Origin of the sequence: Inquilinus limosus (assembly GCF_051487185.1) — a bacterium.
Lineage (GTDB): Bacteria > Pseudomonadota > Alphaproteobacteria > DSM-16000 > Inquilinaceae > Inquilinus > Inquilinus limosus_F.
In genome coordinates this window covers 77,271-102,277 of the sequence record NZ_JAHVDK010000032.1, presented here as the reverse complement: position 1 = coordinate 102,277, position 25,007 = coordinate 77,271, and the positions used below count along the sequence as shown (strand labels likewise).

23 protein-coding genes are annotated in these 25,007 nt (G+C 70.3%); 16 read left to right on the top strand and 7 right to left on the bottom strand.

Annotated features, from left to right (window positions below; translation table 11 throughout):
- Nucleotides 1-292: hypothetical protein (locus KXR53_RS29580; protein WP_437379019.1), on the bottom strand; the 292-nt coding region annotated here is incomplete at its 3' end.
- Between the two features lie 390 nt (nucleotides 293-682).
- Between KXR53_RS29580 and KXR53_RS29575 the strand changes: the two genes are divergently transcribed.
- Complete coding sequence (locus tag KXR53_RS29575) at nucleotides 683-1,765, top strand: 3-deoxy-7-phosphoheptulonate synthase (protein ID WP_437379017.1); 1,083 nt, start codon at nucleotides 683-685, stop codon at nucleotides 1,763-1,765.
- Nucleotides 1,766-1,989: 224 nt separating this feature from the next.
- The gene (locus KXR53_RS29570; protein ID WP_437379015.1) at nucleotides 1,990-2,475 is read left to right on the top strand and encodes a GNAT family N-acetyltransferase; all 486 of its coding nucleotides are present in this window, start codon (nucleotides 1,990-1,992) and stop codon (nucleotides 2,473-2,475) included.
- 48 nt (nucleotides 2,476-2,523) lie between these two features.
- Here KXR53_RS29570 and KXR53_RS29565 read toward each other — a convergent pair whose 3' ends face one another.
- A complete protein-coding gene (locus KXR53_RS29565) occupies nucleotides 2,524-3,378 on the bottom strand; it encodes an SDR family NAD(P)-dependent oxidoreductase (RefSeq protein WP_437379012.1) in 855 nt (284 codons plus the stop codon).
- Between the two features lie 133 nt (nucleotides 3,379-3,511).
- Between KXR53_RS29565 and KXR53_RS29560 the strand changes: the two genes are divergently transcribed.
- Complete coding sequence (locus tag KXR53_RS29560; protein ID WP_437379010.1) at nucleotides 3,512-4,210, top strand: extensin-like domain-containing protein; 699 nt, start codon at nucleotides 3,512-3,514, stop codon at nucleotides 4,208-4,210.
- 167 nt (nucleotides 4,211-4,377) lie between these two features.
- On the opposite strand, the gene KXR53_RS29555 is transcribed toward KXR53_RS29560, so the two are convergent.
- On the bottom strand, nucleotides 4,378-4,701 hold the full coding sequence (locus KXR53_RS29555; protein WP_437379008.1) for a chorismate mutase: 324 nt from the start codon (nucleotides 4,699-4,701) through the stop codon (nucleotides 4,378-4,380).
- 121 nt (nucleotides 4,702-4,822) lie between these two features.
- Here KXR53_RS29555 and KXR53_RS29550 point away from each other — a divergent pair, with 121 nt between their 5' ends.
- Nucleotides 4,823-5,401: a DNA-3-methyladenine glycosylase gene (locus tag KXR53_RS29550; RefSeq protein WP_437379006.1), complete on the top strand. Its 579-nt coding sequence runs from the start codon at nucleotides 4,823-4,825 to the stop codon at nucleotides 5,399-5,401.
- Between the two features lie 43 nt (nucleotides 5,402-5,444).
- Here the strand turns inward: KXR53_RS29550 and KXR53_RS29545 are convergent, their stop codons facing one another.
- Nucleotides 5,445-5,801: a hypothetical protein gene (locus KXR53_RS29545; RefSeq protein ID WP_437379004.1), complete on the bottom strand. Its 357-nt coding sequence runs from the start codon at nucleotides 5,799-5,801 to the stop codon at nucleotides 5,445-5,447.
- Between the two features lie 528 nt (nucleotides 5,802-6,329).
- Here KXR53_RS29545 and KXR53_RS29540 point away from each other — a divergent pair.
- The 8 genes from KXR53_RS29540 (at nucleotide 6,330) to KXR53_RS29505 (ending at nucleotide 19,969) form a co-directional block, all read left to right on the top strand.
- A complete protein-coding gene (locus KXR53_RS29540; RefSeq protein ID WP_437379002.1) occupies nucleotides 6,330-7,055 on the top strand; it encodes a helix-turn-helix transcriptional regulator in 726 nt (241 codons plus the stop codon).
- A 288-nt stretch (nucleotides 7,056-7,343) separates the two neighbouring features.
- Nucleotides 7,344-7,547, top strand: a complete 204-nt coding sequence (locus KXR53_RS29535) for an MbtH family protein (RefSeq protein WP_437379000.1) — start codon at nucleotides 7,344-7,346, stop codon at nucleotides 7,545-7,547.
- 44 nt (nucleotides 7,548-7,591) lie between these two features.
- Entirely contained in the window at nucleotides 7,592-11,938 is a 4,347-nt protein-coding gene (locus KXR53_RS29530; RefSeq protein ID WP_437378998.1) for an amino acid adenylation domain-containing protein, read from the top strand.
- 54 nt (nucleotides 11,939-11,992) lie between these two features.
- Complete coding sequence (locus KXR53_RS29525) at nucleotides 11,993-13,303, top strand: glycosyltransferase (protein WP_437378996.1); 1,311 nt, start codon at nucleotides 11,993-11,995, stop codon at nucleotides 13,301-13,303.
- A gap of 15 nt (nucleotides 13,304-13,318) precedes the next feature.
- Nucleotides 13,319-14,548 (top strand): efflux RND transporter periplasmic adaptor subunit, encoded by a 1,230-nt coding sequence (locus KXR53_RS29520; RefSeq protein ID WP_437378994.1) that lies wholly within the window; start codon nucleotides 13,319-13,321, stop codon nucleotides 14,546-14,548.
- Nucleotides 14,549-14,550: 2 nt separating this feature from the next.
- Nucleotides 14,551-17,652 carry an efflux RND transporter permease subunit gene (locus KXR53_RS29515; RefSeq protein ID WP_437378992.1) on the top strand — a complete coding sequence of 1,034 codons (3,102 nt, stop codon included), beginning with the start codon at nucleotides 14,551-14,553 and terminating at the stop codon, nucleotides 17,650-17,652.
- A 70-nt stretch (nucleotides 17,653-17,722) separates the two neighbouring features.
- Nucleotides 17,723-18,700 (top strand): glycosyltransferase family 2 protein, encoded by a 978-nt coding sequence (locus tag KXR53_RS29510; protein ID WP_437378990.1) that lies wholly within the window; start codon nucleotides 17,723-17,725, stop codon nucleotides 18,698-18,700.
- Nucleotides 18,701-18,706: 6 nt separating this feature from the next.
- Entirely contained in the window at nucleotides 18,707-19,969 is a 1,263-nt protein-coding gene (locus tag KXR53_RS29505) for a TCR/Tet family MFS transporter (protein ID WP_437378988.1), read from the top strand.
- Nucleotides 19,970-20,056: 87 nt separating this feature from the next.
- Here KXR53_RS29505 and KXR53_RS29500 read toward each other — a convergent pair whose 3' ends face one another.
- The 3 genes from KXR53_RS29500 to KXR53_RS29490 form a co-directional block, all read right to left on the bottom strand.
- Nucleotides 20,057-20,296 (bottom strand): hypothetical protein, encoded by a 240-nt coding sequence (locus tag KXR53_RS29500; RefSeq protein ID WP_437378986.1) that lies wholly within the window; start codon nucleotides 20,294-20,296, stop codon nucleotides 20,057-20,059.
- Between the two features lie 230 nt (nucleotides 20,297-20,526).
- Nucleotides 20,527-21,036, bottom strand: coding sequence for a tetratricopeptide repeat protein (locus KXR53_RS29495; RefSeq protein WP_437378984.1), 510 nt, complete (start codon nucleotides 21,034-21,036; stop codon nucleotides 20,527-20,529).
- Nucleotides 21,033-22,712, bottom strand: coding sequence for a sensor histidine kinase (locus KXR53_RS29490; protein ID WP_437378982.1), 1,680 nt, complete (start codon nucleotides 22,710-22,712; stop codon nucleotides 21,033-21,035). The genes KXR53_RS29495 and KXR53_RS29490 overlap by 4 nt, the downstream gene beginning before the upstream one ends.
- A gap of 292 nt (nucleotides 22,713-23,004) precedes the next feature.
- On the opposite strand from KXR53_RS29490, the gene KXR53_RS29485 reads away from it, so the two are divergent.
- The 4 genes from KXR53_RS29485 (at nucleotide 23,005) to KXR53_RS29470 (ending at nucleotide 24,969) form a co-directional block, all read left to right on the top strand.
- A complete protein-coding gene (locus KXR53_RS29485; RefSeq protein ID WP_437378979.1) occupies nucleotides 23,005-23,253 on the top strand; it encodes a hypothetical protein in 249 nt (82 codons plus the stop codon).
- A 196-nt stretch (nucleotides 23,254-23,449) separates the two neighbouring features.
- Complete coding sequence (locus KXR53_RS29480) at nucleotides 23,450-23,761, top strand: DUF883 family protein (RefSeq protein ID WP_437378977.1); 312 nt, start codon at nucleotides 23,450-23,452, stop codon at nucleotides 23,759-23,761.
- Between the two features lie 7 nt (nucleotides 23,762-23,768).
- Nucleotides 23,769-24,209: a hypothetical protein gene (locus KXR53_RS29475; RefSeq protein WP_437378975.1), complete on the top strand. Its 441-nt coding sequence runs from the start codon at nucleotides 23,769-23,771 to the stop codon at nucleotides 24,207-24,209.
- 142 nt (nucleotides 24,210-24,351) lie between these two features.
- Nucleotides 24,352-24,969 carry an MlaC/ttg2D family ABC transporter substrate-binding protein gene (locus KXR53_RS29470; protein ID WP_437378972.1) on the top strand — a complete coding sequence of 206 codons (618 nt, stop codon included), beginning with the start codon at nucleotides 24,352-24,354 and terminating at the stop codon, nucleotides 24,967-24,969.
- Nucleotides 24,970-25,007: the final 38 nt, after the last annotated feature.

Genomic DNA, 25,007 nt, shown 5'->3' with positions numbered 1-25,007 from the left:
CGGCCGGAGCCGGGGCGGCAGCCGGCGGCTGGGCGGCCGAGGAGGCGGAGGCCGAGTGGCGTTCCACCAGCCCCTTCAGATCGGCGATGAAGTCGGGGCTGGCCGCCCGGTCGCGCTCGGCCTGGCTGACCATCCGCGACAGCTCGTCGAGCAGCGCCTTGGTCTGGTCCTGCTGCGGCGGCTGCCACGGGGCGTAGCGCTGGGTGGTCTGTGCCACGGCAGTGGGGGCCAAGGCCGTGGTCGACAGCAGGGCGGCAGCGAGGACAGGGAGGAGAACTCGAACGGGTTTCATCGACGGGGCTCCGCTTCCAGGTCGCGACGGCGAGGTATGCCGTTCTGACGCGCCGGACGGCCGGGCTCAAGCCCTTCCGAGCGGCGTGCCGGAAAAACCCCCGGACGGCGCCGGGGTTCCGGACCGGCCGCGACCGGGCAACTTCCCGAAAGCCGCCGCGTCCGCGGGCGACGCTTCCCGAAAGAACGGCCGTGACAAAGCCCGCATCCTGACTTATACGCAGGGGCATGACCTTCGTCCGCGCCACCTATTTCTGGTACTTTAGCTTCCCGCTGCCAGCGGCGGAGCGAGGGTGCGCGTGATCTGAAGATCGACAGACGACCCGAGAGCCGCCAGACCTCCTGGCGGCTTTTTTGTTGCCGCCGGCGGGGTGAACCAGGAGCCCAAGCCGTGTTGAAGACCACCGACGACCTGCGCATCCGCGAGATCAAGGAGCTGAGCACCCCCGCCGAGGTGATGCTGGAGTTCCCGCGCGACGCCGTGGCCACCCGCACCGTCACCGAAGCCCGCCGCGCCCTGCACGCCATCCTGCACGGCAGCGACGACCGCCTGGCGGTGGTGATCGGCCCCTGCTCGATCCACGATCCCGAGGCGGCGCTGGACTATGCCCGCCGGCTGCAGCCGCTGCGCCAGAGGCTTGGCGGCGAGCTCGAGATCGTCATGCGGGTCTATTTCGAGAAGCCGCGGACCACGGTCGGCTGGAAGGGGCTGATCAACGACCCGGACCTGGACGGCAGCTTCCAGATCGACAAGGGGCTGCGGCTGGCGCGCAGCCTGCTGCTGGAGATCAACCGGCTGGGCCTGCCGGCGGCCTGCGAGTTCCTGGACATGACCACGCCGCAATACATCGCCGACCTGGTCGGCTGGGGCGCGATCGGCGCCCGCACCACGGAAAGCCAGATCCACCGCGAGATGGCGTCCGGCCTGTCCTGCCCGGTCGGCTTCAAGAACGGCACCGACGGCAATGTGAAGATCGCCGTCGACGCCGTCGGCTCGGCCTCGCAGCCGCATCATTTCATGGCGGTGACGAAGAGCGGCCGGTCGGCCATCGCCTCCACCGCCGGCAACGAGGACGCGCACATCATTTTGCGCGGCGGCAAGGCGCCGAACTACGACGCCGCCAGCGTCGAGGCCGCCTGCGCCGAGCTGGCCCGGGCCGGGCTGCGGCCGGCGGTGATGATCGACGCCAGCCACGCCAACAGCAGCAAGAAGCCGGAGAACCAGCCCAAGGTGGTCGAGGACGTGGCCGGCCAGATCGCAGCCGGCGACGGCCGCATCATCGGCCTGATGGTCGAGAGCCACCTCGTCGCCGGGCGGCAGGACCTGGTCCCCGGCCGGCCGCTGGTCTATGGCCAGAGCATCACCGACGGCTGCATCGGCTGGGACGAGTCGGTCGCGGTGCTGGAACGGCTGGCCGCGGCGGTCGCGGCGCGGCGGACTGTAACACCTCGGACGTTGACGGCGACCGCCTGACGCCGGATCATCTCTCCATGACCCGCTTCTTCCGAGCTACCGCCGCCACCAAACACCGTCGCCGCCCGGCGACGGCGGCGCTGCGGTGCGCCGGGAGAAGCGGGGGAACCGCCGGGGCCAGTCCCGGCTGATCCCGACCGGAGCCCCGACCCACCGCAACCCGCCGTCCCCGACCGGCGGGTTTTTTCTTGCCGGCCGTCCCGCCCCCGAAGGAACACGAGACCATGAGCCAGCCCGAACTCCGGATCCGCCGCGCCACCGCGGGCGACGCCGCGGCCGTCCGGGCGCTGACCCGCGCCGCCTACGCCAAATGGGTGCCGGTGATCGGCCGCGAGCCGACGCCGATGACGGCCGATTACGACCTGGCCGTGCGCGAGCACCGCATCGACCTGCTGTTCGAGGGCGACGACCTGACCGCGCTGATCGAGATCATCGATCGCGGCGACCATCTGCTGATCAAGAATCTGGCGGTCGCGCCGCAGGCCCAGCGCCGCGGCCATGGCCGGCGCCTGCTGGCCCATGCCGAGGCGCTGGCGGCGGAGCTGGGGCGGCCGCTGCTGCGCCTCTACACCAATCCCCGCTTCGCCGGGAACGTCGAGCTCTATGCCCGCGCCGGCTTCGCGGTGGACCGAGAGGAGCCGTTCATGGAGGGCACCGCCGTCCATATGAGCAAGCCGGTCCGGCTGGACCGGCCCGGACTGTCCGGGTGAACGGGTTCGCCAGGGCGAACCCAACCTACACATGACCGCAGCGGTCCATCAGTCCGGCCGGGCCATATAGGCGGCGAAGTCGTCCTTGTGGTCGGGGTGCCAGCGCGACAGGGCGGGCCGGTTCCGGATGATGTCCTCCGCCGCCCAGCGGATGCGCTTCTCGTCGACCGCCCGGGTCACCTCGTTGTCGGGGCAGAGGATGTAGAAGTCGCCCCGGCCGAGGCCGTCGAGCATGAACTCCACCACCTGCTCCGCGGTCCAGGCCGCGGCCGGCTTCTCGGCGGCGCCGCGGGCGGTGATGCCGGTGAAGGTGTAGCCCGGGATCAGCAGATGGGCTGTGATGCGGCAGCCTTCGGTCTCGCGCAGCGCATGCGCCAGCGCTTCGGTCAGCACCTTCACCCCGGCCTTGGAGACGTTGTAGGCGGTGTCGCCCGGCGGGGTGGTGATGCCCTGCTTCGAGCCGGTGTTGACGATCACCCCGTCGCCGCCCTGCGCGATCATCGCCAGGGTAAAGATGTGGACGCCGTGGATCACGCCGTAGAGGTTGACGTCGAGCACCCGGCGCCAGCGGTCATAGGCCTCCCATGGGCCGCCACCGCCGCCGATGCCGGCGTTGTTCATCAGCACCGCGACCTCGCCGAAGCGGCCATAGGCCTCGTCGCGCAGCCGCTCCACCTCCTCCGGCCGGGACACGTCGGTCGGCACGGCCAGGACGTCCTTGGTCCTGCCGGCGTGCTTCGCCACCTTGTCGGCGGCGAAGTCGAGCGCGTCGCCGGGCAGGTCGGCGAGCACGACCCGGAGCCCGATCGAGGCGAAGCGCGTGGCGGCGGCGAGGCCGATGCCGCTGGCGGCGCCGGTGACGACGGCGGCGCGGCCGGCCCGGATCGCGGGATGGGTGGGCATGGGGACACTCCTCGGAGATGACTGGCGCGACGGTGATGCCGCCCGTCCGCCCGGGATCGCCGCCGGGCGGCCCCAGTGATCTGGGCCGGCGGGATCTGGCCGGCAAGCCGGGCCGGCGCGATATGATCGCACCATGCGCCGCCGCATCCTGCTGGTCCTTCTCGTCGCACTGGCTGTTCTCGGCACCGTGCTGCTGTGGCGCGGCGACATCGCCGTGCCGGACCGCTGGAATCCCTGGACGCCGCTGGACCTGCGCGCCCCGCCGAATATCCTGACCGGCCTGAAGCTGGCCCGGATCAAGGCCGATCCGGCGCTGTGCCGGGCGGTGCTGGCGACCGCCGGCATGAACGCCCGCCCGGTGCCCGACCGCAAGGAGGCGCCTGGCTGCGCGATCGAGAACGCGGTCGCCGTCTCCCGCTCCGGCGTCGCCTTCGACCGCGGCTTCGTCGCCTCCTGCCGCCTCGCCGTCGCCTTCGCCCTGTTCGAGCGGCACGTGCTGCAGCCGGCGGCGGAGGACGCATTCGGCGAACGGGTCGCGGCGGTCGAGCATCTCGGCACCTATGCCTGCCGCAACGTCAACCACCGGGCCGAGGGCCGGCGCAGCCGCCACGCCACCGCCGACGCCATAGACCTGGCCGCTGTCCGCCTGGCCGGCGGGCGGCGGATCACGGTGGCGCGGGGCTGGGCCGGCGACGGGCCCGAGGCCCGCTTCCTGCGCCGCCTGCGCGACCGCGCCTGCCGCATCTTCGACGTGGTGCTGTCACCCGACTACAACGCGGCGCACCGGGATCACTTGCATCTCGATGTGGGCTGGTTCGGGACGTGCCGGTGAGACCAACCGGCTGCGACGCGGAGGGGCCAGTTCCCCCCTCACCCGAAATCGCTGCGCGATTTCGACCTCTCCCCAAGGAGAGGTGAAAGGGCCACGGCTCTGGTCCCCTCTCCTCGGGGAGAGGGAGGGGCCCGACGCCGAAGGCGGCGGGAGGGTGCGAGGGAGCCTCAGCGCCGGGCGCCGTCGCGGATCGCCTCGTGGTGGCGGATCACCTCGGCGACGATGAAGGCCAGGAACTTCTCGGCGAAATCCGGGTCGAGATGAGCATCCTCGGCCAGCCGGCGCAGCCGCGCGATCTGCGCCGCCTCGCGGCCCGGATCGGCCGGCGGCAGGCCGAGCGTCGCCTTCAGCCGCCCGACCTTCTGGGTGCATTTGAAGCGCTCGGCCAGGAGATGGACAAGGGCCGCGTCGATGTTGTCGATGCTGCTGCGCAGCTCCGCCAGCTCGGGCGGTACCGTGGGCTTCGGCTGCGGGTCGGCGTGCTGGTCCATCGGGTCACCTGGGTCGGAAAGGCCCGACCATACGGCACCGGTCCGGTTCCCGCCAAGCCGGCCTGCGGCAACCCGGCGGATTCCGCTTGCGCCCGGCGCCGCGGTCGAGGACAGAGGCCTGATGCCCGACGCGCCAGCCCCTGTTCCGCTCGACCGCAGCGCCTTCGCCGCGGACGCCCCGACCGTCGCCCAGGCGCTGATCGGCACGGTGCTGCTGGTCGACGGCGTGGGCGGCATCATCGTCGAGACCGAGGCCTATGACCGCGAGGACCCGGCCTCGCACAGCTTCGCCGGGCCGAACGCGCGCAACGCCGCGATGTTCGGGCCTGTCGGCCACGCCTATGTCTACCGGTCCTACGGCCTGCACTGGTGCCTGAACCTGGTGTGCGACGCTGCCCGGCCGGGCAGCGCCGTGCTGATCCGGGCGCTGGCGCCGACGGCGGGGATCGAGGCCATGCGGGCGCGGCGCGGGCTGCACGAGCTGCGGCGTCTCTGCGCCGGCCCCGGACGTCTCGCTCAGGCCCTGGGCATCACCAGCGCGATGGATGGTCTGGCGCTGGACGAACCGCCCTTCGCGATCCTGCCGCGGGCGGAGGCGATGACGGTCGCGGCCGGGACGCGCATCGGCATCACCCGCGGCACCGCGACGCCGTGGCGCTTCGGCCTGGCCGGATCGCCTTTCCTCAGCCGCCCTCTCTGACATGGGGACCGGGGCAGGATCGACCCGCCCCGGATCCGGCGCCTCAGAGATTGAAGTCGAGATTGCCGAACAGGCCGCCCAGCACGCTGCCCAGCGCGTCGCCGACGCCATCGGCAACATGGTCCACCGCCTCGCCGACGCCGGCGACGACGTCGCCGGCGGCCGACTGGGTGCCCTCGAGCACCGAGCCGACGGCGGAGGTGGCGCCGCCGACCAGGTCGCCGGCCGCATCGCCGGCGATCGCGCCGACCTCGGTCACGACGCCGCCGACGATCTCGCCGACCGAGCCGGCCGCGGTGCCCACGGTGCTGCCGACGCCGGAAACCACGTCGCCCACCGCCGCGCCGACGCTGCTGAGCGCGCCGCCGAGGATGCCGGTCAGGTCAAGGATGTCGCTCATCTGTCTTCTCCTGAGTGGAAGGAATCGGGTGACGCTCGACTTCAAGCCGGCCGCGACGCCGGCTCCGCAGAAGAAACCGGCAGGAGGGGGCATTCTTTCTCGATTTGAGAAAGGATCTATCCTGTGGACTCGTGACTCCCTCAAAAGCAGGCTGGCCGAGCTGCAGATCTCGATCTGCGAACTCGTTCCTATCCACTCTCATGCAGCAAGTATACCTGCTATGTTATGCAGATTGACTTGACGGCGATCGGATTGCCGAAACGCCCGATCGCCCGGCGGAATCGCTGCGCCGCGGCGAGCCGGGTCGGGCAGGCCCAGGAAGCGAGGCGCGCCGGGGTGTTGCGGCGCTGCCGCAGCCGCTGCCTCATATGCCCATATGCGAATCTTCCTTTGCGGTATCCGCCGAATAGAAATAGCATTGGAACCAACGCCATGACTGTAATGTGACAGGGCGAATTACAAATAATGAGTAAAATTATAAATAAAAAAGGGGGATCGCCGATTAGAGCACGATGCGGTGAGGGGCAAATGGATCAAATTTTTCAGAACTTCATCCGATACCTACCATCCAGCCGGGGCCGACAGGCGATCCGGGCCCTGCTGGAGCAGACCATCCGGGGGTATGGGCTGCAGCATTTCGCCTATGTCGGTTTCCCGTCGGGGGAGGCCGACATGCCGCTGGTGCTGACGACATATCCCGCCTCCTGGATCCAGCGCTACGGCGAGAACCGGTACGACCGCATCGACCCGGTGCTCGCGCGGGCGGTCAGCACCATGCTGCCTTTCGCCTGGACGATCGACTCGCTGCGGCAGCCGTCATCGCGGAAGGTGAAGGCCTTCCTGGACGAAGCCGCCGGGGCTGGCATCCGGCGCGGCGTGACCATCCCGATCCACGACCGCCAGGGCAAGGCGTCCAGCCTGACCCTGACCGAGTTCGGCACCGAGCCGGACTTCCAGCACTGCGTCGACCGGCACCAGCACGCCCTGCACCTGATCGCCCTGCACCTGCATGCCAGGCTGCGTCAGGACGAACGGCCCGAGCCGCAGACGCGGCCGACCTTGACGCCGCGGGAGATCGACTGCCTGCAATGGGCGGCCAAGGGCAAGAGCGCGTCCGACATTGCGGAGATTATGCGGATCAGCCGCCGCACGGTGGTGTTCCATACGGAAAATGCGAAGCAGAAATTCGGCGTGGCGACTTTGCCCCAGGCCATCGCCCGAGGATTGATGCATGACATCATCATCTGCGCCTGAGCGAAACCTGTAAACCTATACAGCTCGCAGCAGCGCTTGATTTCACCCAAGCTCCGCGCGATCAGGACTCAATTGAGCTGTGCCGGACCGGACGCTCGCCCGAGGCGCTCTCGTCCGGCCCGGCGAAGCGAGGCGGTGTGTGTATTGCGATCGTCACCGGAGGCAGCGGCTGCGAGGCCGTTGCCTCCAAATATTCGGAAGATTTCGATCGAATCCTTTCGATTCTTTGTGCCAGCAGCGGGAAGGCCGCCGGCAGTCCCGCTGTGCGCTGGCGCCCGGGAGCGTGACATGACCAGCGTTTTCGACAATCCGAACGGCCGTTTCCACGTCCTGGTCAATGACGAGGGCCAGCATTCGCTGTGGCCGGCCTTCATCCCGATCCCGGCCGGCTGGACCGCGGTGCTGCGGGATGCCGCCCGCCCGGCCTGCCAGGACCACATCGACACCCATTGGACGGATCTGCGGCCGAAATCGCTGGCCGCGCGGCAGTGATCGCCTCCGGACGGCCTTTTCTGATCCAGCGAGCGAGTTGAATCATGGACAGCATCGATTTCGGCAGCGCCTCGCTGCCACTGACGACAGCCCAGACAGGCATGTGGCTGGCGCAGAAGTTCATGCCCGAGATCGAGTTCAACCTCGCCGAGGCGATCGAGATCCACGGCCCGCTCGATCCCGGCCTGATGCAGTCGGCGCTGCGCCAGCTGACGCGGGAGGCCGAGGCGCTGCGCGTCCGCTTCATCGAGGGCAGCGACGGCCCGCGGCAGGTGATCCGGCACGAATACGAGGGCGACATCCCCTTCGTCGACTTCAGCGCCGAGCCGGACCCGCGGAATGCCGCCGGCCGGTGGATGAAGGCGGACTACGCCCGGCCGCTCAACCCGCTGACCGATGAGCTGTGGTTCTCCGCCGTCCTGAAGATCGCGGACGACGCCTTCATCTGGTACCACCGCGTCCATCACCTGCTGATGGACGGCCTGTCCGGCGGGCTGTGCACCCGCCGCGTGGCGGAGCTCTACACCGCGATGGTCGAGGGCCGCGCGCCGACGGACGAGACCGCGTTCGGCAGCCTGACGGAGATCCTGGACGAAGAGGCGGCCTATCGTGCCTCCGGCCGGTTCCTGCGTGACCGCGAATACTGGATGGAGCGCTTCGCCGACACGCCGTCGCCGATCACGCTCTCCCATCGCCGGCCGGGGGCCGGCACCCTGCTGCGCGACCGGTCCTTCATGGAGCCCGGCATGGTGGCGTCCCTGCGGGCCCTGGCGCAATCCTCGGGCGCGAGCCTGCCGCAGATCCTGATCGCACTGACCACCGCCTATCTCTACCGCGTGACCGGGGCCGAGGACCTGATCGTCGGCCTCACCGTCACCGCCCGGGCCAATGCCCGGATGCGGCGCACCCCGTCGATGCTGGCCAACGCCGTGCCGCTGCGGCTGCGGATGGACCCGGCGCTGAGCATGCAGGACGTGATCCGCCAGGTCGGCACCGAGGTGCGCCAGTGCCTGCGGCACCAGCAGTACCGCTACGAGGACCTGCGGCGCGACCTGAACCTGCTGCCGAACAATCAGCAGCTGTTCACGATGCTGGTCAACATCGAGCCCTTCGACTACGACCTGCGCTTCGGCGGCCTGCCGATGACGCCGCAGAACCTGTCGAACGGCTCGACCAACAATCTCGGCGTGTTCATCTACGACCGCGGCGACGACAAGGGCCTGTGCATCGACCTGGACGCCAATTCGGCGCTGTACACAGCCGAGGAGCTGGCCGGCCACCGCGAGCAGCTGCTGCGCCTGGCGCAGGCGATGCTGGCCGATCCCGGCCAGGCCATCGGCGGCATCGACATCCTGGCCCCGGAGGAGCGGCAACGGCTGCTGGTGGACTGGAACCGGACCGGGCATCCGGTGGAGCAGACTACGCTGACCGCGCTGCTCGACGCCCAGGCCCGGACCTCGCCAGACGCGACCGCGCTGGTCTTCGAGCAGACCGCGCTGAGCTATGCCGAGCTCGACGCCCGCGCCAACCGGCTGGCTCGGCTGCTGGCCGCGAAAGGCGCCGGGCCGGAGCGGATCGTCGCCGTCGCGCTGCCGCGCTCTGTCGAGCTGGTCGTGGGGCTGCTCGCGATCCTCAAGACCGGCGCCGCCTATCTTCCGATCGACCCCGACTATCCGCTGGACCGGATCGCCTTCATGCTCGGCGACGCCCGGCCGGTCACGGTGGTGACCAGCCGGGACTTCGCCTGGGTGGTGCCGGACGACGCCGACCGCCTGGTTCTCGACACGGCGGGGGTGGAGGCCGAGCTTGCCGCGGCCGACCCGTCCGGCCTCGGGGTCGTGGCCGATGCGCTGAAGCCGCTGCACCCCGCCTATCTGATCTACACCTCGGGCTCGACCGGCCGGCCGAAGGGCGTGGCCGTGCCGCACGGCGCCATCGTCAACCGGCTGCGCTGGATGCAGGCCGAATACGGCCTGACGGCCGATGACCGGGTGCTGCAGAAGACGCCGTCCGGCTTCGACGTCTCGGTCTGGGAGTTCTTCTGGCCGCTGATCCAGGGCGCCACCCTGGTGGTCGCCAGGCCCGGCGGGCACCGCGACCCGGCCTATCTGGCCCGGCTGATCCAAGACGAGCGGATCACCACCATCCATTTCGTCCCCTCGATGCTGCGCGCCTTCCTGCAGGAGCCGGAGGCGGCCGGGTGCACCGGGCTGCGGCGCGTCTTCTGCAGCGGCGAGGCCCTGCCCGAGGACCTGCAGACCCGGTTCCACAAGATGCTGCCGGTGCCGCTGCACAACCTGTACGGGCCGACCGAGGCGGCGGTCGACGTGACCTATTGGGAGTGCCGCCGCGACGCCACCCTCGGTCCGGTGCCGCTGGGCCGGCCGATCTGGAACACGCAGCTCTACGTGCTCGACCCCGGGCTGCAGCCGGTTCCGGTCGGCGTCAATGGCGAGCTGTACCTGGCCGGCGCCAACCTCGCCCGCGGCTACATCAACCGGTCGATGCTGACGGCCGAGCGGTTCGTGGCCAACCCCTACGGCCCGCCCGGCAGCCGGATGTACCGCACCGGCGACCTGGTGCGCTGGCGGCCGGACGGCACCCTCGACTTCCTCGGCCGGCTCGATCACCAGGTCAAGCTGCGCGGCTTCCGCATCGAGCTCGGCGAGATCGAGGCGGCGCTGGTCCGCTCCCCCGCCGTCACCCAGGCGGCGGTGATCGCCCGCGAGGACCGGCCGGGCGACCAGTATCTGGCCGCCTATGTGGTGCTGGAGACCGGCGCGGTCCTGGACCCGGCGCTGCTGCGGCAGGAGCTGGGGCGGCACGTGCCCGACTACATGGTCCCGGCCACCTTCACCGCGCTGGACGCCCTGCCGCTGACCCCGAGCGGCAAGCTGGATCGCAAGGCGCTGCCGGCGCCGGAGCGGCAGTCCTCCGCCGGTTACGTCGCGCCGCGGACGCCGACCGAGGCGACCTTGGCCGCGATCTGGGCCGAGACCTTCGGGCTGGAGCGGGTCGGCGTCGAGGACAATTTCTTCGAACTCGGCGGCCACTCCATGCTCGTCGCGCAGCTGATCGGCCGGTTGAAGTCCACATTCGCCGTCGACCTGCCGCTGTCGATGGTGTTCGAGGTCTCGACCATCGCCGGCCTGGCGGAGAAGATCGATCGGGCCCTTGGCGACGGCCTCGCCGCCGCCTCGCTCGACCTCGCCGCCGACGCCCGCCTCGACGACGGCATCCAGCCGCAGGCGGCTTTGCCGCCGGTCGAGTTCGAACAGGCGTTCCTGACCGGCGCCACCGGCTTCGTCGGCAGCCAGATCCTCGCCACGCTGCTGCGGGACACCGACGCCCGCATCGTCTGCCTGGTCCGGGCGATGAGCCGGGGCGCGGCCCGCACCCGGCTGCGCCGGACCCTGGCGGAGCGCGGCCTGTCCGAGCTGTGGGACGACCGCCGCATCGAGATCCTGATGGGCGATATGAGCGAGCCCGATCTCGGCCTCGACGAGCACGGCATCGCCGTCGTCCGCGACGAGTGCGACGCCATCTTCCATTGCGGCGCGATGATCGACTTCATGCAGGGCTATTCCGCCCTCAAGGCGTCCAATGTCGAGGCGGTGCGCACGCTGATCGGCTGGACCGCGTCCGGCCGGCCGAAGGCCCTGCACTATGTCTCGACCCAGTCGGTGATCGACCCGGCCAGCGGCCCGGGGGTGGTGACCGAGGCGTCGGCGCTGGAGAGCTGGCGGGGGCTGGTCGGCGGCTACAGCCAGAGCAAATGGGTCGGCGACACGCTGGCCCGGCAGGCCCTGGCGCGCGGCCTGCCGGTGGCGGTGTACCGGCTGGGCACCATCACCGGCGACCGGATCTCCGCGATCTGCAACGACCGCGACATGATCTGGCGGATCGTGCGGGCCTCGGCCGGCCTTCGCGCCATCCCCGACATCCACCTGCCGATGACCCCGGCCGACGACATCGCCGACGCGATGCTGCGGCTGGCGCGCAGCGACAAGCCCTGGGGCGGCGTCTACCACCTGGTCAGCCAGGGCACCGTCCATCTGCGCGACATGGTGCCGATCTTCGCGCGGCTGGGGCTGCAGACCGAGCTGCTGCCGGTCGGGGCCTGGCTGGAGCGGGCGCAGCTGGCACGGCTCGACAGCCGCGACCACGATCTCGCCACCGTGCTCTCGATCTTCGGCGAGTACGACACGTCGGTCACCCTGCCGACCTTGTCCTGCGACGCCACCCATGCGCGGCTGGAGCAGGTCGGCGGCACCATCCGGCCGATCGGGCCGGAGCTGATCGAGCGCTATCTGCGCAATCTGAAGATCGTGGAATCGGTCGAGGCCGCCGAAGCCTGGACGCCGGAGCCGACCCCCGTCGCCGCCGAGTGACATGCAGCAAGGCCGGGCGGCATGAGCGCCGCCCGGCGGAAGGACCGATCCGATATGGCCCGTTTCATCGTCGCCGCCACCGCCCTGCCAGGTCACGTCTCGCCGCTTCTCGGGATCGCGCATCATCTCGTCGGCCTCGGCCATGAGGTCGTCGTGCACACCGCAAGCCCGTTCCGGGAGAAGGCGCAGGCGACCGGGGCGCGCTTCGTCCCGTTCCGCAGCGAGATCGATCTCGACTATCGCCGGGTCGACGAATATTTCCCGGAGTACCGCGAGACCAAGCCCGGCCCCGAGAAGATGATGTTCGGGCTGAAGCATTTCGTCTGTGACGCGATGCTGGGCCAGAAGGCCGGGCTGGAGGAGATCCTGAGCGGCTTCCCGGCCGACGCCATCGTGGCCGACACGGTCTTCGCCGGCACCATCCCGATGCTGCTGGGCCCGCGCGAGGCCCGGCCGGCGGTGGTCACGCTCGGCATCACCGCGCTGGCCGCCACCAGCGTCGACACCGCCTTCTTCGGCTCCGGAATGCCGCCCTCCTCGACCGCGGAGGGACGGGCCCGCAACATCGCCATGCACCGGACCATGCAGGCCCTCTGCGTCGGCATGCAGCAGCAGTTCGACGACACGCTGGCATCGATCGGCTGCCCGCCGCTGCCGGAATTCATGTTCGACAGCTTCATCACCCTGCCCGATTACTATCTGCAGCTGACCGGCGAATCCTTCGAGTATCCGCGCAGCGACCTGCCGGAGACGGTGCGCTTCGTTGGCCCTCTGCTGTCGCCGCCGACCAAGGCGTTCGAGCCGCCCGGCTGGTGGAGCGAGCTGGATGGCGGCCGGCCGGTGGTGCTGGCCACCCAAGGCACGCTGGCGAACGAGGATTTCAGCCAACTCATCGGCCCGACCCTGACCGGACTCGCCGGCGAGGACGCGCTGGTCATCGCCACCACCGGCGGCCCGCCGGTCGAGGCGATCCCGGTGCCGATCCCGGCGAATACCCGCGCCGAGCGCTTCGTGCCCTATGACCGGCTGTTGCCCAAGGTCGACGTGTTCGTCACCAATGGCGGCTATGGCTCGGTCAACTATGCCCTCAGCCTCGGCGTCCCGATCGTGGTGGCGGGGGACACCGAGGAGAAGCCGGAGATCGCGGCCCGCGTGGCCTGGAGCGGGGCCGGCATCAATCTCGGCACCGGCCAGCCGCGGCCGGAACAGATCCGCGACGCGGTTCGCGCCGTCCTGTCCGACCCGCGCTACCGGCGCCGGGCCCAGGCGATGCAGGCCGATTTCGCCCGCCACGACGCCCGCCGCGAGATCGCCGCAATCCTGGAGGATCTGGTCCCTCGTCAGAAGCGCCGCGCCTTGGCCTGAGCGGGAGATCCGGTGATGAGTGGTGTTCGTCCCCGTTGGCGGTCCCGCCGGCTCGGCCTGTTGGCGCTGGCGGTGGTCGGCCTTTCGGTGGCGGCCGGCGGCTGGCGCATCCTGGCCTCGGACCGCCTCGACCGGCCCGCCGACGATCCCGCCGCCCCGGCCCCCGCCACGACCGTCGTCCGGGCGGAGATGCATGACGTGGTCGAGACCCTGGCCGTGACCGGCACGCTGGCGGCACGCGAGGAGGTGCTGGTCGGCGCCGAGGTCGACGGCCTGCGCATCGTCACGATCGACGCCGATGTCGGCGACCGGGTCACCGCCGGCCAGGTGCTGGCCCGGCTGGACCACGCCCAGCTGGACACCCAGCTGGCACAGAGCGAGGCCAACGTCGCCAAGGCCGAGGCGGCGATCCAGCAGGCCCAGGCGTCGGTCGCCGAAGCCCAGGCCTCGGCGATCCAGTCGCAGGCCTCACTGGAGCGGACACAGACCTTGCGCGCCAACGGCAACGCTTCCGCCGAGCAGCTGCTGGCGCGGCAGACCGAGGTCAAGGTTGCCGAGGCCCGCATTGCCTCGGCCGAGGAGACGGCGCGCTCGGCGATGGCCGATAAGGCGCTGGCCCAGGCGCAGCGGGACGAGATCGCACTGCGCATCGCCCGGGCGGAGATCAAGGCGCCGGTGGCGGGCGTGGTGTCGGAGCGGCAGGCCCGAATCGGCGCGGTGGTCGGCATGTCGAGCCAGCCGCTGTTCCGGTTGATCCGTGACGGCGAGGTCGAGTTCCTGGCCGAGGTCACCGAGACCGGCATGCCGCGGGTCGCCGTCGGCCAGCCGGTCGAGCTGCAGCTGACCGGCTTCGACCGGCCGGTGCGTGGCACGGTCCGCCTGGTCGATCCGACGGTCGACGCCACCACCCGGCTCGGCCGCGTCGCCGTCACCCTGCCGGCCGAGCCCGGGCTTCGCCCCGGCGTCTTCGCCCAGGGTGCGGTCGAGACCGGCCGCCGGCGGGCGCTGACCGTGCCGCTGTCGGCGGTGTTCTTCAGCACCGAGGGCGCCTATGTCCAGGCGGTGCGCGACAATGTGGTCGACCGCCGCCCGGTCGAAACCGGCTTCATCGGCGACGGACGGGTCGAGATCCGCCGCGGCCTGGCCGAAGGCGAGGCTGTGGTGCTGCGCGCCGGCAGCTTTCTCAGGTCCGGCGACCGCATCGCCCCGGTGCCGCCGCCGGTCGCCGCCGCGACGGCGGGGTAATCATGGCACTGAACATCTCGGCCTGGTCGATCCGCAAGCCGATCCCGCCGCTGGTCCTGTTCGCGGTGCTGATCGTGCTCGGCTTCGTCAGCTTCCGGTCGCTGCCGGTCACCCAGATGCCGAACATCGACGTGCCGGTTGTGACCGTCACCATCGCCCAGGCCGGCGCCGCGCCGAGCGAGCTGGAGACCCAGGTGGCCCGGCCGGTCGAGGACGCGGTCGCCGGGCTGACCGGGGTCAAGCACGTCACCTCCGCCCTGTCCGACGGCGCCGCCGTCACCATGGTCGAGTTCGTGCTGGACACGCCGACCGACCGGGCGGTGAACGACGTGCGCGACGCCGTGTCCAAGATCCGCTCCACCCTGCCGCAGAGCATCGAGGAGCCGGTGATCCAGCGGATCGACGTGGCCGGGCTGCCGATCCTGACCTATGCCGCCTCGGTCCCGGGGATGAGCGTCGAGCAGCTGTCCTGGTTCGTCGACGATACGGTGGTGCGGGCGATGCAGGGCGTGCCCGGCATCGCCCAGGTCAAGCGCATCGGCGGCGTCGACCGCGAGATCCGGGTCGAGCTGAAGCCCGACCGGCTGGCGGCGCTGGGCATCACCGCCTCGGAGGTCAACGACCAGCTGCGCGCCAGCAACATCGACCTGGCCGGCGGCCGCGGCACCGTCGGGGTGCAGGAGCAGTCGATTCGCACCCTGGCCGGGGCGGCGACGGTCGAGGAGCTGGCGCAGCGCCGCATCACCCTGCCCGGCGGCCGCCAGGCGCTGCTGCAGGATCTGGCCACCGTGACCGACGGCGGGGCGGAGCCGCGCAGCTTCGCCCGGGTCGACGGCAAGCCCGTGGTCGCCTTCAGCCTGTACCGGGCCAAAGGCTTCTCCGACGTCGTCGTGGCCGACGCCGCCCAGGCGCGGCTGCAGCAGCTGACGGCGGAGCATCCGGAGCTGTCGATCACCGAGATCGACAACATTGTGCGCTACACCCGCGCCGAGTACGACATGACCATGGAGACGCTGATCGAGGGCGCCATCCTGGCTGTCATCGTCGTCTTCCTGTTCCTGCGCGACATCAGGGCCACGATCATCTCCGCCCTCGCCATTCCGCTGTCGGTGCTGCCGACCTTCGGGGTGATGGAGGCGCTGGGCTTCTCGCTGAACTCGATCAGCCTGCTGGCGATCACGCTGGCGACCGGCATCCTGGTCGACGACGCCATCGTCGAGATCGAGAACATCGTCCGCCACATGCGCATGGGCAAATCGCCCTACCGCGCCGCGATTCAGGCGGCGGACGAGATCGGCCTGGCCGTCGTCGCCACCACCATGACCATCGTCGCGGTGTTCCTGCCGGTCAGCTTCATGGGCGGCATCGCCGGCCAGTACTTCAAGCAGTTCGGCATCACCGTCGCCGTCGCGGTCACCTTCTCGCTGCTGGTGGCGCGGCTGGTGACGCCGCTGATGGCGGCCTATCTGATGCGCGACCACGCGCATGAAGAGGAACGCGACGGCCGGGTGATGCGCGTCTATCTGCGCCTGCTCGACTGGTCGATCCGGCACCGCGGCCGCACCATCGCGCTCGGTCTCGGCATCTTCGCCGCCTCCGCCGCTCTGGCCACCCTGTTCCCCACCGGCCTCCTGCCGAACAACGACATCTCCCGCTCCTCCCTCTCGATCGAGCTGCCGCCCGGATCGACGCTGGAGGACACCCAGGCTGTGGCCGACCGCCTGTCCACCCTGTTCCGGCAGCAGCCGGAGGTGAAGAGCGTCTATGCCGTGGTCGGCAGCACCGGCGTGAACCCGCTCGACGTCGCCGGCGGCGAGGTGCGCAAGGCGACCGTCGTCGCGACCCTGGTGCCGCGGGCCGAGCGCGACATGGACCAGAAGGCGTGGGAGCGCGCGATGGGGGCGAAGATCGCCGCCGAGCCCGACCTGCGCTTCAGCTTCAGCGCCAGCGGGGCGCGCGAATACACCCTTTTGCTCTCCGGCAATGATTCGGCGGAGCTGGTGCGGGCTTCGCTGGCGATCGAGCGCGAGATCCGCGAGCGCGTGCCGGTGCTGGCCAATGTCGTCTCCACCGCCGCGATCGACCGGCCGGAGATCCGCATCGTGCCCCGCCTGGCCGAGGCCGCGGCGCTGGGCGTGTCGGTGGCGCAGATCGCCGAGACGGTGCGGATCGCGACGCTCGGCGACACCTCCGCCAACCTCGCCAAGTTCTCCTCGGGCGACCGCCAGATCCCGATCCGGGTGCAGATCGCCGAGAATGCGCGCGGCCGCCTCGCCACCTTCGAGACCCTGCGGGTGCCGACCGCGACCGGCGGCAAGGTGCCGCTGACCTCGGTCGCCCATATCGGCTTCGGCGAGGGCGCCACCACCATCGACCGTTACGACCGCCAGCGCCGCGTCTCGATCGAGGGCGATCTGGTGGGCAAGACGCCGCTGGGCGAGGCGATGAACGCGGTGCTGGCGCTGCCCTCGGTCCGCAACCTGCCGCCCGGCGTCAGCATCCGGCCCTTCGGCGACGCCGAGATCATGCAGGAGGTGTTCTCCGGCTTCACCCTGGCGATGGGCGCCGGGGTGCTGATGGTGTTCGCCGTGCTGGTGCTGCTGTTCGCCGACATCGCCCAGCCGGTCACCATCCTGGTGTCGCTGCCGCTGTCGATCGGCGGCGCCTTCCTGGCCCTCCTGGCCACGGGATATCCGATCAGCCTCCCGGTGGTGATCGGCATCCTGATGCTGCTGGGCATCGTCACCAAGAACGCGATCCTCTTGGTCGATTTCGCGATCGAGGCGATCGCCGCCGGGGCCGGCCGCACCGAGGCGCTGATCGAGGCCGGCCGCAAGCGCGCCCGGCCGGTGGTGATGACGACGGTGGCGATGATCGCCGGCATGGTGCCCTCGGCCATCGGCTGGGGCGAAGGCGGCGCCTTCCGCTCGCCCATGGCCTCGGTGGTGATCGGCGGCCTGATCACCTCGACCGTGCTGAGCCTGGTGTTCGTGCCGGCGGTGTTCACCGTGCTGGACGACCTGAACCGGCTGTTCGGCCGCGTCTTCGGCCGCTTCGTCGGCGCCCGCGACGAGCCGGAGCCTGCCGCCCCGCCGGCGGAATAGGCCGGATCATCTCAAGGATCGGAGCGTCGGACATCTCGGGACGCTTCACAGTCGAATACGGTGGGACCGAATGACGACGCTCGGAGCAGTGGTTGTGCTATTCCACCCGACGGCCGAACAAGTCGCGCGGGTTGTCGAGTTGCGCGGACACTGCGACGACCTTGTCGTCGTAGACAATACACCGCAACCCGACAATCAGCTGGCGATATTGTTCGAAGAACACGGCATCACTTTGATAAATGAAGGAAATAAAAACGGCATCGCCGGAGCCCACAATCGCGGATTGGCGAGCCAGTTCGAGCGGGGCGCGGATGCAGTTGCCCTGATCGATCAGGACTCGGTGATGCCGGCGGACTACTTTCCGGTCATGCGCGAAATCTGCGCGACGCTGGCCCCACAGCCCTTCATGGTGGGACCCCGGATTTTCGACGAAATCGTTCAAGAATATCTCCCCGTACTGGAAAGCAATGGCATTACTGTACGACAGATTGATATGCATCAAGATGCCGGCACGCAGCGTTGCGCACTCCTGATCTCTTCTGGCTGCGTGATCTCACGCGCAGCGTTTGCGGAGCTCGGCCCGTTCGACGAGAAGCTCTTCATTGATCACGTCGACACGGAATACTGCTTCAGAGCGCGCGCCCACGAGGTCCCGCTATACGTCACCCCGGCACTGACGCTGTCTCATCGGATCGGGGATCTGCGTCGCCACAAGCTGGGCCCGTTCAAGACGGTGACGCTGAATCATCCCTGGTACCGGCGCTATTACAACGCGCGCAACGCTGTTCAGCTTCTGTTGCGATACGGGAGGCGATATCCAGTCGTCTTCATGGTGAATTTGTTCACCTTGAGGGAGACCTTGTTCATCGCGTTGCTCGAGGAGGCCAAGCTCGCCAAGCTCGCCGGCATAGTGATGGGAATTGTGGACGGGCTGTCCGGGCGCCTCGGGCCGATCGAGCATGCACGTCCGCGATTGGTCGCGCGCTTTGCGCACGGGGCCGGCCGACGACAGCTCGAGCCGAGACTGGGCCGCAGCGGGCGTGGTTAGATGCAGATGCCCAGCCCGCCTCCGCGCCGACCGGGCCGCGCCGCGGTCGCCTTTGTGTTCGTCACCATCCTGCTCGACACCCTCGCGCTCGGCGTGATGGTGCCGGTCCTGCCCAAGCTGATCGTCGAGTTCGAGGGCGGCGACATGGAGCGGACAGCGTCGATCACCGGGCTGTTCGGCCTGGCCTGGGCGGTGATGCAGTTTCTGGCCTCGCCGGTGCTGGGCGCGCTGTCCGACCGGTTCGGGCGGCGGCCGGTGATCCTCCTGTCCAATCTCGGCCTCGGCCTCGACTACCTGCTGATGGCGCTGGCACCGAACCTGATCTGGCTGCTGGTCGGGCGGCTGGTCTCCGGGATCACCTCCGCCAGCGCCTCGACCGCCATCGCCTATGTCGCCGACGTGACGCCGCCGGAGCAGCGCGCCGCCAAGTTCGGGCTGCTCGGCGCCGCCTTCGGCTTCGGCTTCGTCGCCGGACCGGCGCTGGGCGGGCTCCTGGCCGGCATCGATCCCAGGCTGCCGTTCTGGGCCGCGGCGGCGCTCAGCCTCGCCAACGCCGCCTACGGCCTGCTGATCCTGCCGGAATCGCTGCCGCCGGAGCGGCGCGCCCGCTTCACCTGGAACGGTGCCAGCCCCTTCGGCGCCATGGCGCTGCTGCGCTCATCCCCAGCGCTGCTCGGCCTCGCCGGCGCAACCTTGCTGATGTTCCTGGCACAGGAATCAATACCCAGTCTTTACGTGCTCTACGCCATCCAGCGTTACGGCTGGGACGACGCGGCGGTCGGGCTGTCGCTGGCGGCGGCCGGCGCCGGGTCGATGGTGGTGTCGGCGGCCCTGATCGGCCCGGCCGTGGCCCGGCTGGGCGAGCGCCGGGCGATGGCCGCGGGGCTGGTCTTCGGCGTTGCCGGCTTCGCCCTGTTCGCCCTGGCCCGGACCGGCTGGCTGTTCCTGGCAGCGATCCCGCTGCTCTCGCTGTGCGCCCTGACCGGGCCGGCGCTGCAGGCGCTGATGTCGCGCCGGGTCGGGGCGGACGAGCAGGGACGGCTGCAGGGGGCGCTGGCGGGGCTTCGCGGCATCACCGGCATGATCGGCCCGGTGCTGTTCACCCAGAGCTTCGCGCTCGGCATCGCACCAACGGCGGGCCTGGATTCGCCCGGCCTGCCCTACGGGCTGGCGGCGGCGCTTCTAGCGTTAGCCCTGGTGCTGGCTTGGCGGATCACCCGGGTGGAAGGTGTCCGGTCGGACGCGGAGCCGGCCCTGCCGCCGGGCTGAGCGTCGATCGACGGCGTCGCCGGTGTCGACGCTCTCTGGATGCCCGGGTCAAGCCCGGGCACGACAGATGGGGATAGCCCGCCCGGCCTACATCCGCAGGATCAGGTCCCGTGGATCCGGGGCCGCACGATACGTCTCCAGCCCCACGTCGCGGCGCTCGTGATCGCTCAGCCGCTCCACCGACATCGTGCGGGCGCGCCGCCGGCGCAGCGTCTTGACCAGGATCGAGAGGCGCAGCCACAGGCCGAGGCGCGGCACCGCTGCGCGCGGCTCGACCGGCGGCACCAAGCGGAGATAAGGCACCCTGTCCGGAGCGGGCGGGGTCATGACCTGGTCCTTTCGTGAGCGGTGGGACGGCAACAAAAAACCCGCCGGGGGATCCGCGGCGGGTTCAAGGTGAACGCGAGGGGGCTGGACGATCCCGGGCCTAGGCCCTCTGAGACACCCCTTCCCCAACGCGCAGCATGCCCGCCGCCGGTCGATGCCGACGTCGCATGTGCAGCGATATGTTGAGGACAGCGTTCATGCCGGTAGGATCGGGGACGGCGACGGCGCCGTCAATGAACTTCGCCGCCCGGCCGCTCGGCCAGGGCCCGGGCGTAGTTCGCCAGCGAGCGGTTGTAGCGCGGCAGGTGGCGGGCCAGGGAAGCGAGCGCGAGCGCCGCCGCCTCCCGCTCCCGCCCGGTGTCGGCCAGCGCCAGGGCCAGGAAAGCGGCGACCGCGTCGTCGAGCTCGTCGGAGCCGGCGTCCCGCTCGGCGGTCAGCAGTGCCACGCTCTCCTCCGCCTGCCCCAGGTTGCGCAGCGTGCTGGCGAGCTGGATCACGGCGCGGCGGCGCCGCAGGCCGGTGAGGCCCGCGGCCAGGGCCAGGCGGTACAGCCCGGCCGCCTGCGCCTCATGGCCGGTCGAATCATGGGCCGAGGCGCGTTCGAACAGCGCGGCCGCGTCGTCCGGCGGCCGTTCCGCCGCCAGGGCCTCGACCTGCGCGAGGAAGTTGGCCGGATCGAGGGAATCGAAGGCGGCCCAGAGCTCCGCCATCCGCCGGTCCCATTCCGTTTCGCTGGTCATGCCCCCTCCGGATCACGCTGGGCCGGGATGTCGATGGTGAAGCGGGTGCCGGCGGCCCCGCTGTCGATGTCGATCGCGGCGTCGAGCTGGCGCACCTGGGCCTGCAGCACCATCATGCCGAGGCCGCTGCCATTCGCCGGCAGCTTGCCTTCCGGCAGGCCGACGCCGTCATCCGCCACCTCGAGACGCCAGCCGCCGTCCCGCGGCTGAAAGCGGATCTCCACCCGCCCCTCCCGGCGGCCCGGGAAGGCGTATTTCACCGCATTGGTGACCAGCTCGTTAACGATCAGCCCGAGCGGCACGATCCGCGACGGCGGCAGCTCGCCCGGCGCCGCCTCGACCACGATCGACTTGCCGCCATTCTCGGACAGGAGCGCCCGAGACAGGTCGTCGCACAGCCCGGTCAGGTAGTCCTTCACCTCGACCCGGTCGACGTCGACATTGGCGTAGAGCCGGCGGTGGACGATAGCCAGGGCCTGGATCCGGTCGTTCGCCTCGGCCAGAGCGTGCTTCGCCTCCGGGCTCTGCGCCCGGCGCGCCTGCAGCCCGAACAGGCTGGACAGGAGCTGAAAGCTGTTCATCACCCGGTGGTTGATCTCGCGCAGCAGCAGGTCCTTCTGCTTTAGGTTCTCCTCGATCCGGTCGGCCATGGCGTCGAAGGCGGTGGCGAGGCGGCCGAATTCGTCGCTGCCGTGGCGCAGCCGGACGCGCGCGTCGAGGCGGCCGCGCTGCCAGTCGCGGGTGGCCGCCACCAGCCGGTCGATCGGCCGCAGCAGGAACAGCCGGCCGCCGATGCCGGCGGCGGCGAGCGAGACCAGGAGGCCGGCGACGATCAGCGCGATGCCGCGCTGGGTGGCGGCGTCGATGGTGGCGAAGGCCGCCGCCCGGTCGATGCCGACCAGGACGAACAGGTCCAGCTCCTCCGACCGCATCGGCACATAGCCGTAGATCCGCATGGTGTCGTCGATCGCGCCGCTGGCGATCGAGCCGGCCTGCGGCGAGGCCAGGAGGTCGAGGAACTTGTTCGGCAGCTGCTTGCCGACCCAGGGCGCGTCCGGCCCGGGCAGGCGCGTCATCACCACCCCGGCGCGGTCGGTGATCATGATCACCGCATTGCGCGATTCGATGTCGATCGTGATGGCCTTGGCCATTTCGTCAACGCTGAGCGCCGCGACCACCGCGCCCTGGAAGGTGTCGCCGTCGAAGATCGGATAGGCGACGTGCAGCACCTTCTCGCCGACCGCGTCGGTGGTGGCGAAGCCGCCGACGGCGAAGCCGCGGATCTCCCGCGCCCGCTGGAAGAAACCCTGATGGCCGACCGAGGTCGAGATCGCAGCGGTAAGATTGGCACCGCACAGCAGGTTGCCGTCGGCATCGACCACGGCGATGGCCTTCAGGCTCTTCACTTCCGACCGCAGATCGTCCACCACCTCGGTGCAGCGGCCGCCTTGGCCCTGGCGGATCGCCGGCACCCGGGCCATGGCGGCGAGCAGCTGGCGGACCCCGTCGACGATGCGGAACTGCGCTCCGGCAGCGACATTGGCCAGGCGGATCGCGTCGTCCTGGATCTCGTTGGTGCGGGCGATCCGCAGCGCGTATTCGTTGTAGCCCTGCAGCGCGATGCCCGGCGCAACGGCCAGGGCGACCAGCAGGAACAGGCGCGAGAGCAGGTTCATCGCGACGGCAACCGGCGGCGGGGCGCGGCGGCGGCTGGACTCTTCGACCTCATCTCCTGCCCCGACGTCATCGGCCTCATCCTGACGCGGCCCCCGCGCGATTCCAACCCGCAACTCCACTGCGGCCGCCCTTGCCGCCTCGGCGAAGCGAGGCCGCCGGCGCGTTCTACGACAGGGGCCTTGGAAAAGCCATCACTGGGCCGCAAAACGGTCACCGCCGGATCTGGGAACAAACTCTCGGACGGCCCGTTTTTTCAACTGTGAAGTGCCCGGCTGCAACCGGTGCTTGAGCATGGAGACGAAGACGATGTTGAAACCCACCATGATCGTGCTCGCGGCCACTTTGGCGCTCGCGGCGTGCGGTCGCGACACGGGCGGCCGGGCCCTGTCGGGCGGTCTGCTCGGCGCCGGCGCCGGCGCCGGCATCTCGGCCATCACCGGCGGCAACGCCGCCACGGGCGCGCTGATCGGTGGCGCCGTGGGCGCGGTCGGCGGCGCGGCGACGAGCTGCCGTGACATTAACCTCGGCGGCCGCTGCTGATTTCCGGACGGCCGGAGCCGTCAGGCCGGTACCAGGCCCATTCGCCGGTACCGGCCTTGACGGGACAAATGAGGCGCCGGAGTTCCCGTCGTCTCGTTTGATGCTATATCGCTCGGGGACAGAGTCATCTCTGTCCCCGTTCTGCTTTGTGGCGCGCCCATCCGCGCGATTCGACCAATCTAGGCGAGGAATAGACATGGCCACGCGGAACCTGGATCAGGAAATCGATACGCTGCGCGCCGATCTCGGCAAGATCCGCGACGATATCGCCGCGCTGACCCGCACGCTGGGCGACACCGCGGCCTCAGAGGTCAAGGCCGGCGGCGCCCGGCTGAACCAGGCCGCCCATGCTGCGAGGGAGCGGGCGCAGCGCCTTGCCGACAGCGCGCGGACCCAGGGCGAGGAGGGCATCGCCGCGCTGGAGCAGCGGATCGAGCAGAACCCCATCACCAGCGTCCTCGTCGCCTTCGGCGTCGGCCTCGTCATCGGCAAGCTGCTGGACCGCTGAGGCCGGCATGGATCTCGGCGCGGCCCTCCTGGGCGCCCTCGCGGCCCGCCAGCGCCTCCGCCTCGGCCAGGCGCTGCGCCGGGCCTGCATCGCCGCGGCGCTGCTGCTGATTGCCATCGTCCTGGCAGTGATCGCCCTGGTGCTGCTGGCCTGGTCCGGCTTCTACCTGCTGCTGCCCAGGCTCGGCCCTGCCGGCGCCGCCCTGGTGATCGGGCTGATCGCGCTGGGCATCGCCGCCGTCATCGCCCTGATCGCCATCCTGACCGGCCGCCGGTCGCGGCGCCGGCCTGCCCCCACAGCGGCGGCCGAAGCCGGGCTGGAGGGCATCGCCGCCGGCCTCGGGCTGTCGGCCGCCAAGGCCGCGCCGAAGGCGGCTCTGGCGGCGCTGGTACTCGGCATCGCGGTCGGTGCCCTGCCCTTGCTACGGGGTAACCGCCGGCGCGACTGAGAGGTCGTCCGATCCGGTACAGCTTGCCGCATGACCGCCGCTGCGTTTCGTCTATAATCCCGCCTCCGCCTCCTTTTGGGGGCCCCGGCCCAGGGCGGGGAGGATGGCGGATCCGGTATCCAGAACAAGACAAGGTCCAGACATGATCGACAGACGGACGGTGCTGACCGCGGGTGCCATGGCGACCGCCTCGCTGCTGCTGGCGGGGCTGCCACGACCGGCCGCGGCCCAGGCCGACGGGGCCGCGGCCTTCATCGACGGCATGGCCAAGCGCGCGATCGGCATCCTCCAGGCCGGCGGCGCCTCGACGGCACAGGGCAAGGCCGAGTTCACTCAGATCCTGAACCAGGGCTTCGACCTGCCGACGATCGGCCGCTTCGTGCTGGGCCGCTACTGGAACAGCGCCACGCCGGAACAGCGGCAGGAATATATGGACCTGTTCGAGCGGATGATCGTCGAGACATATTCGCGCCGGTTCCAGAACTACCAGGGCGAGACCCTGGTGGTGAAAGGCACCCGGGCGGTGGGCAGCGGCAACGACACGCTGGTCGCGACCGAGATCCGCCAGAAGGACGGGCCGCCGATCCAGGTCGACTGGCGGGTGCGCCAGGCGGGCGGCGGCTACAAGGTGGTCGACGTCATCGTCGCCCGGGTCAGCATGAGCGTGACCCAGCGCGACGAGTTCGCCTCGGTGATCGCCCAGAACGGCGGCAGCATCGACGGGCTGTTGCGGGCGATGCGCCAGCGCGCCGGCGGCTGATCCGCCGGCCCCCTGACCAGGCCCGGCGCCGGGGATGG

Excerpts from the sequence above, each read along its gene's own strand:
- KXR53_RS29485 (WP_437378979.1), top strand. The coding sequence starts at position 23,005 with ATGGAGACGAAGACGATGTTGAAACCCACCATGATCGTGCTCGCGGCC.
- KXR53_RS29535 (WP_437379000.1), top strand. The coding sequence starts at position 7,344 with ATGACCAGCGTTTTCGACAATCCGAACGGCCGTTTCCACGTCCTGGTC.
- KXR53_RS29480 (WP_437378977.1), top strand. The coding sequence starts at position 23,450 with ATGGCCACGCGGAACCTGGATCAGGAAATCGATACGCTGCGCGCCGAT.
- KXR53_RS29565 (WP_437379012.1), bottom strand. The coding sequence starts at position 3,378 with ATGCCCACCCATCCCGCGATCCGGGCCGGCCGCGCCGCCGTCGTCACC.
- KXR53_RS29515 (WP_437378992.1), top strand. The coding sequence starts at position 14,551 with ATGGCACTGAACATCTCGGCCTGGTCGATCCGCAAGCCGATCCCGCCG.
- KXR53_RS29520 (WP_437378994.1), top strand. The coding sequence starts at position 13,319 with ATGAGTGGTGTTCGTCCCCGTTGGCGGTCCCGCCGGCTCGGCCTGTTG.
- KXR53_RS29530 (WP_437378998.1), top strand. The coding sequence starts at position 7,592 with ATGGACAGCATCGATTTCGGCAGCGCCTCGCTGCCACTGACGACAGCC.
- KXR53_RS29510 (WP_437378990.1), top strand. The coding sequence starts at position 17,723 with ATGACGACGCTCGGAGCAGTGGTTGTGCTATTCCACCCGACGGCCGAA.
- KXR53_RS29505 (WP_437378988.1), top strand. The coding sequence starts at position 18,707 with ATGCCCAGCCCGCCTCCGCGCCGACCGGGCCGCGCCGCGGTCGCCTTT.
- KXR53_RS29560 (WP_437379010.1), top strand. The coding sequence starts at position 3,512 with ATGCGCCGCCGCATCCTGCTGGTCCTTCTCGTCGCACTGGCTGTTCTC.
- KXR53_RS29525 (WP_437378996.1), top strand. The coding sequence starts at position 11,993 with ATGGCCCGTTTCATCGTCGCCGCCACCGCCCTGCCAGGTCACGTCTCG.
- KXR53_RS29470 (WP_437378972.1), top strand. The coding sequence starts at position 24,352 with ATGATCGACAGACGGACGGTGCTGACCGCGGGTGCCATGGCGACCGCC.
- KXR53_RS29570 (WP_437379015.1), top strand. The coding sequence starts at position 1,990 with ATGAGCCAGCCCGAACTCCGGATCCGCCGCGCCACCGCGGGCGACGCC.
- KXR53_RS29495 (WP_437378984.1), bottom strand. The coding sequence starts at position 21,036 with ATGACCAGCGAAACGGAATGGGACCGGCGGATGGCGGAGCTCTGGGCC.
- KXR53_RS29550 (WP_437379006.1), top strand. The coding sequence starts at position 4,823 with ATGCCCGACGCGCCAGCCCCTGTTCCGCTCGACCGCAGCGCCTTCGCC.
- KXR53_RS29475 (WP_437378975.1), top strand. The coding sequence starts at position 23,769 with ATGGATCTCGGCGCGGCCCTCCTGGGCGCCCTCGCGGCCCGCCAGCGC.
- KXR53_RS29540 (WP_437379002.1), top strand. The coding sequence starts at position 6,330 with ATGGATCAAATTTTTCAGAACTTCATCCGATACCTACCATCCAGCCGG.
- KXR53_RS29555 (WP_437379008.1), bottom strand. The coding sequence starts at position 4,701 with ATGGACCAGCACGCCGACCCGCAGCCGAAGCCCACGGTACCGCCCGAG.
- KXR53_RS29500 (WP_437378986.1), bottom strand. The coding sequence starts at position 20,296 with ATGACCCCGCCCGCTCCGGACAGGGTGCCTTATCTCCGCTTGGTGCCG.
- KXR53_RS29490 (WP_437378982.1), bottom strand. The coding sequence starts at position 22,712 with ATGAACCTGCTCTCGCGCCTGTTCCTGCTGGTCGCCCTGGCCGTTGCG.
- KXR53_RS29545 (WP_437379004.1), bottom strand. The coding sequence starts at position 5,801 with ATGAGCGACATCCTTGACCTGACCGGCATCCTCGGCGGCGCGCTCAGC.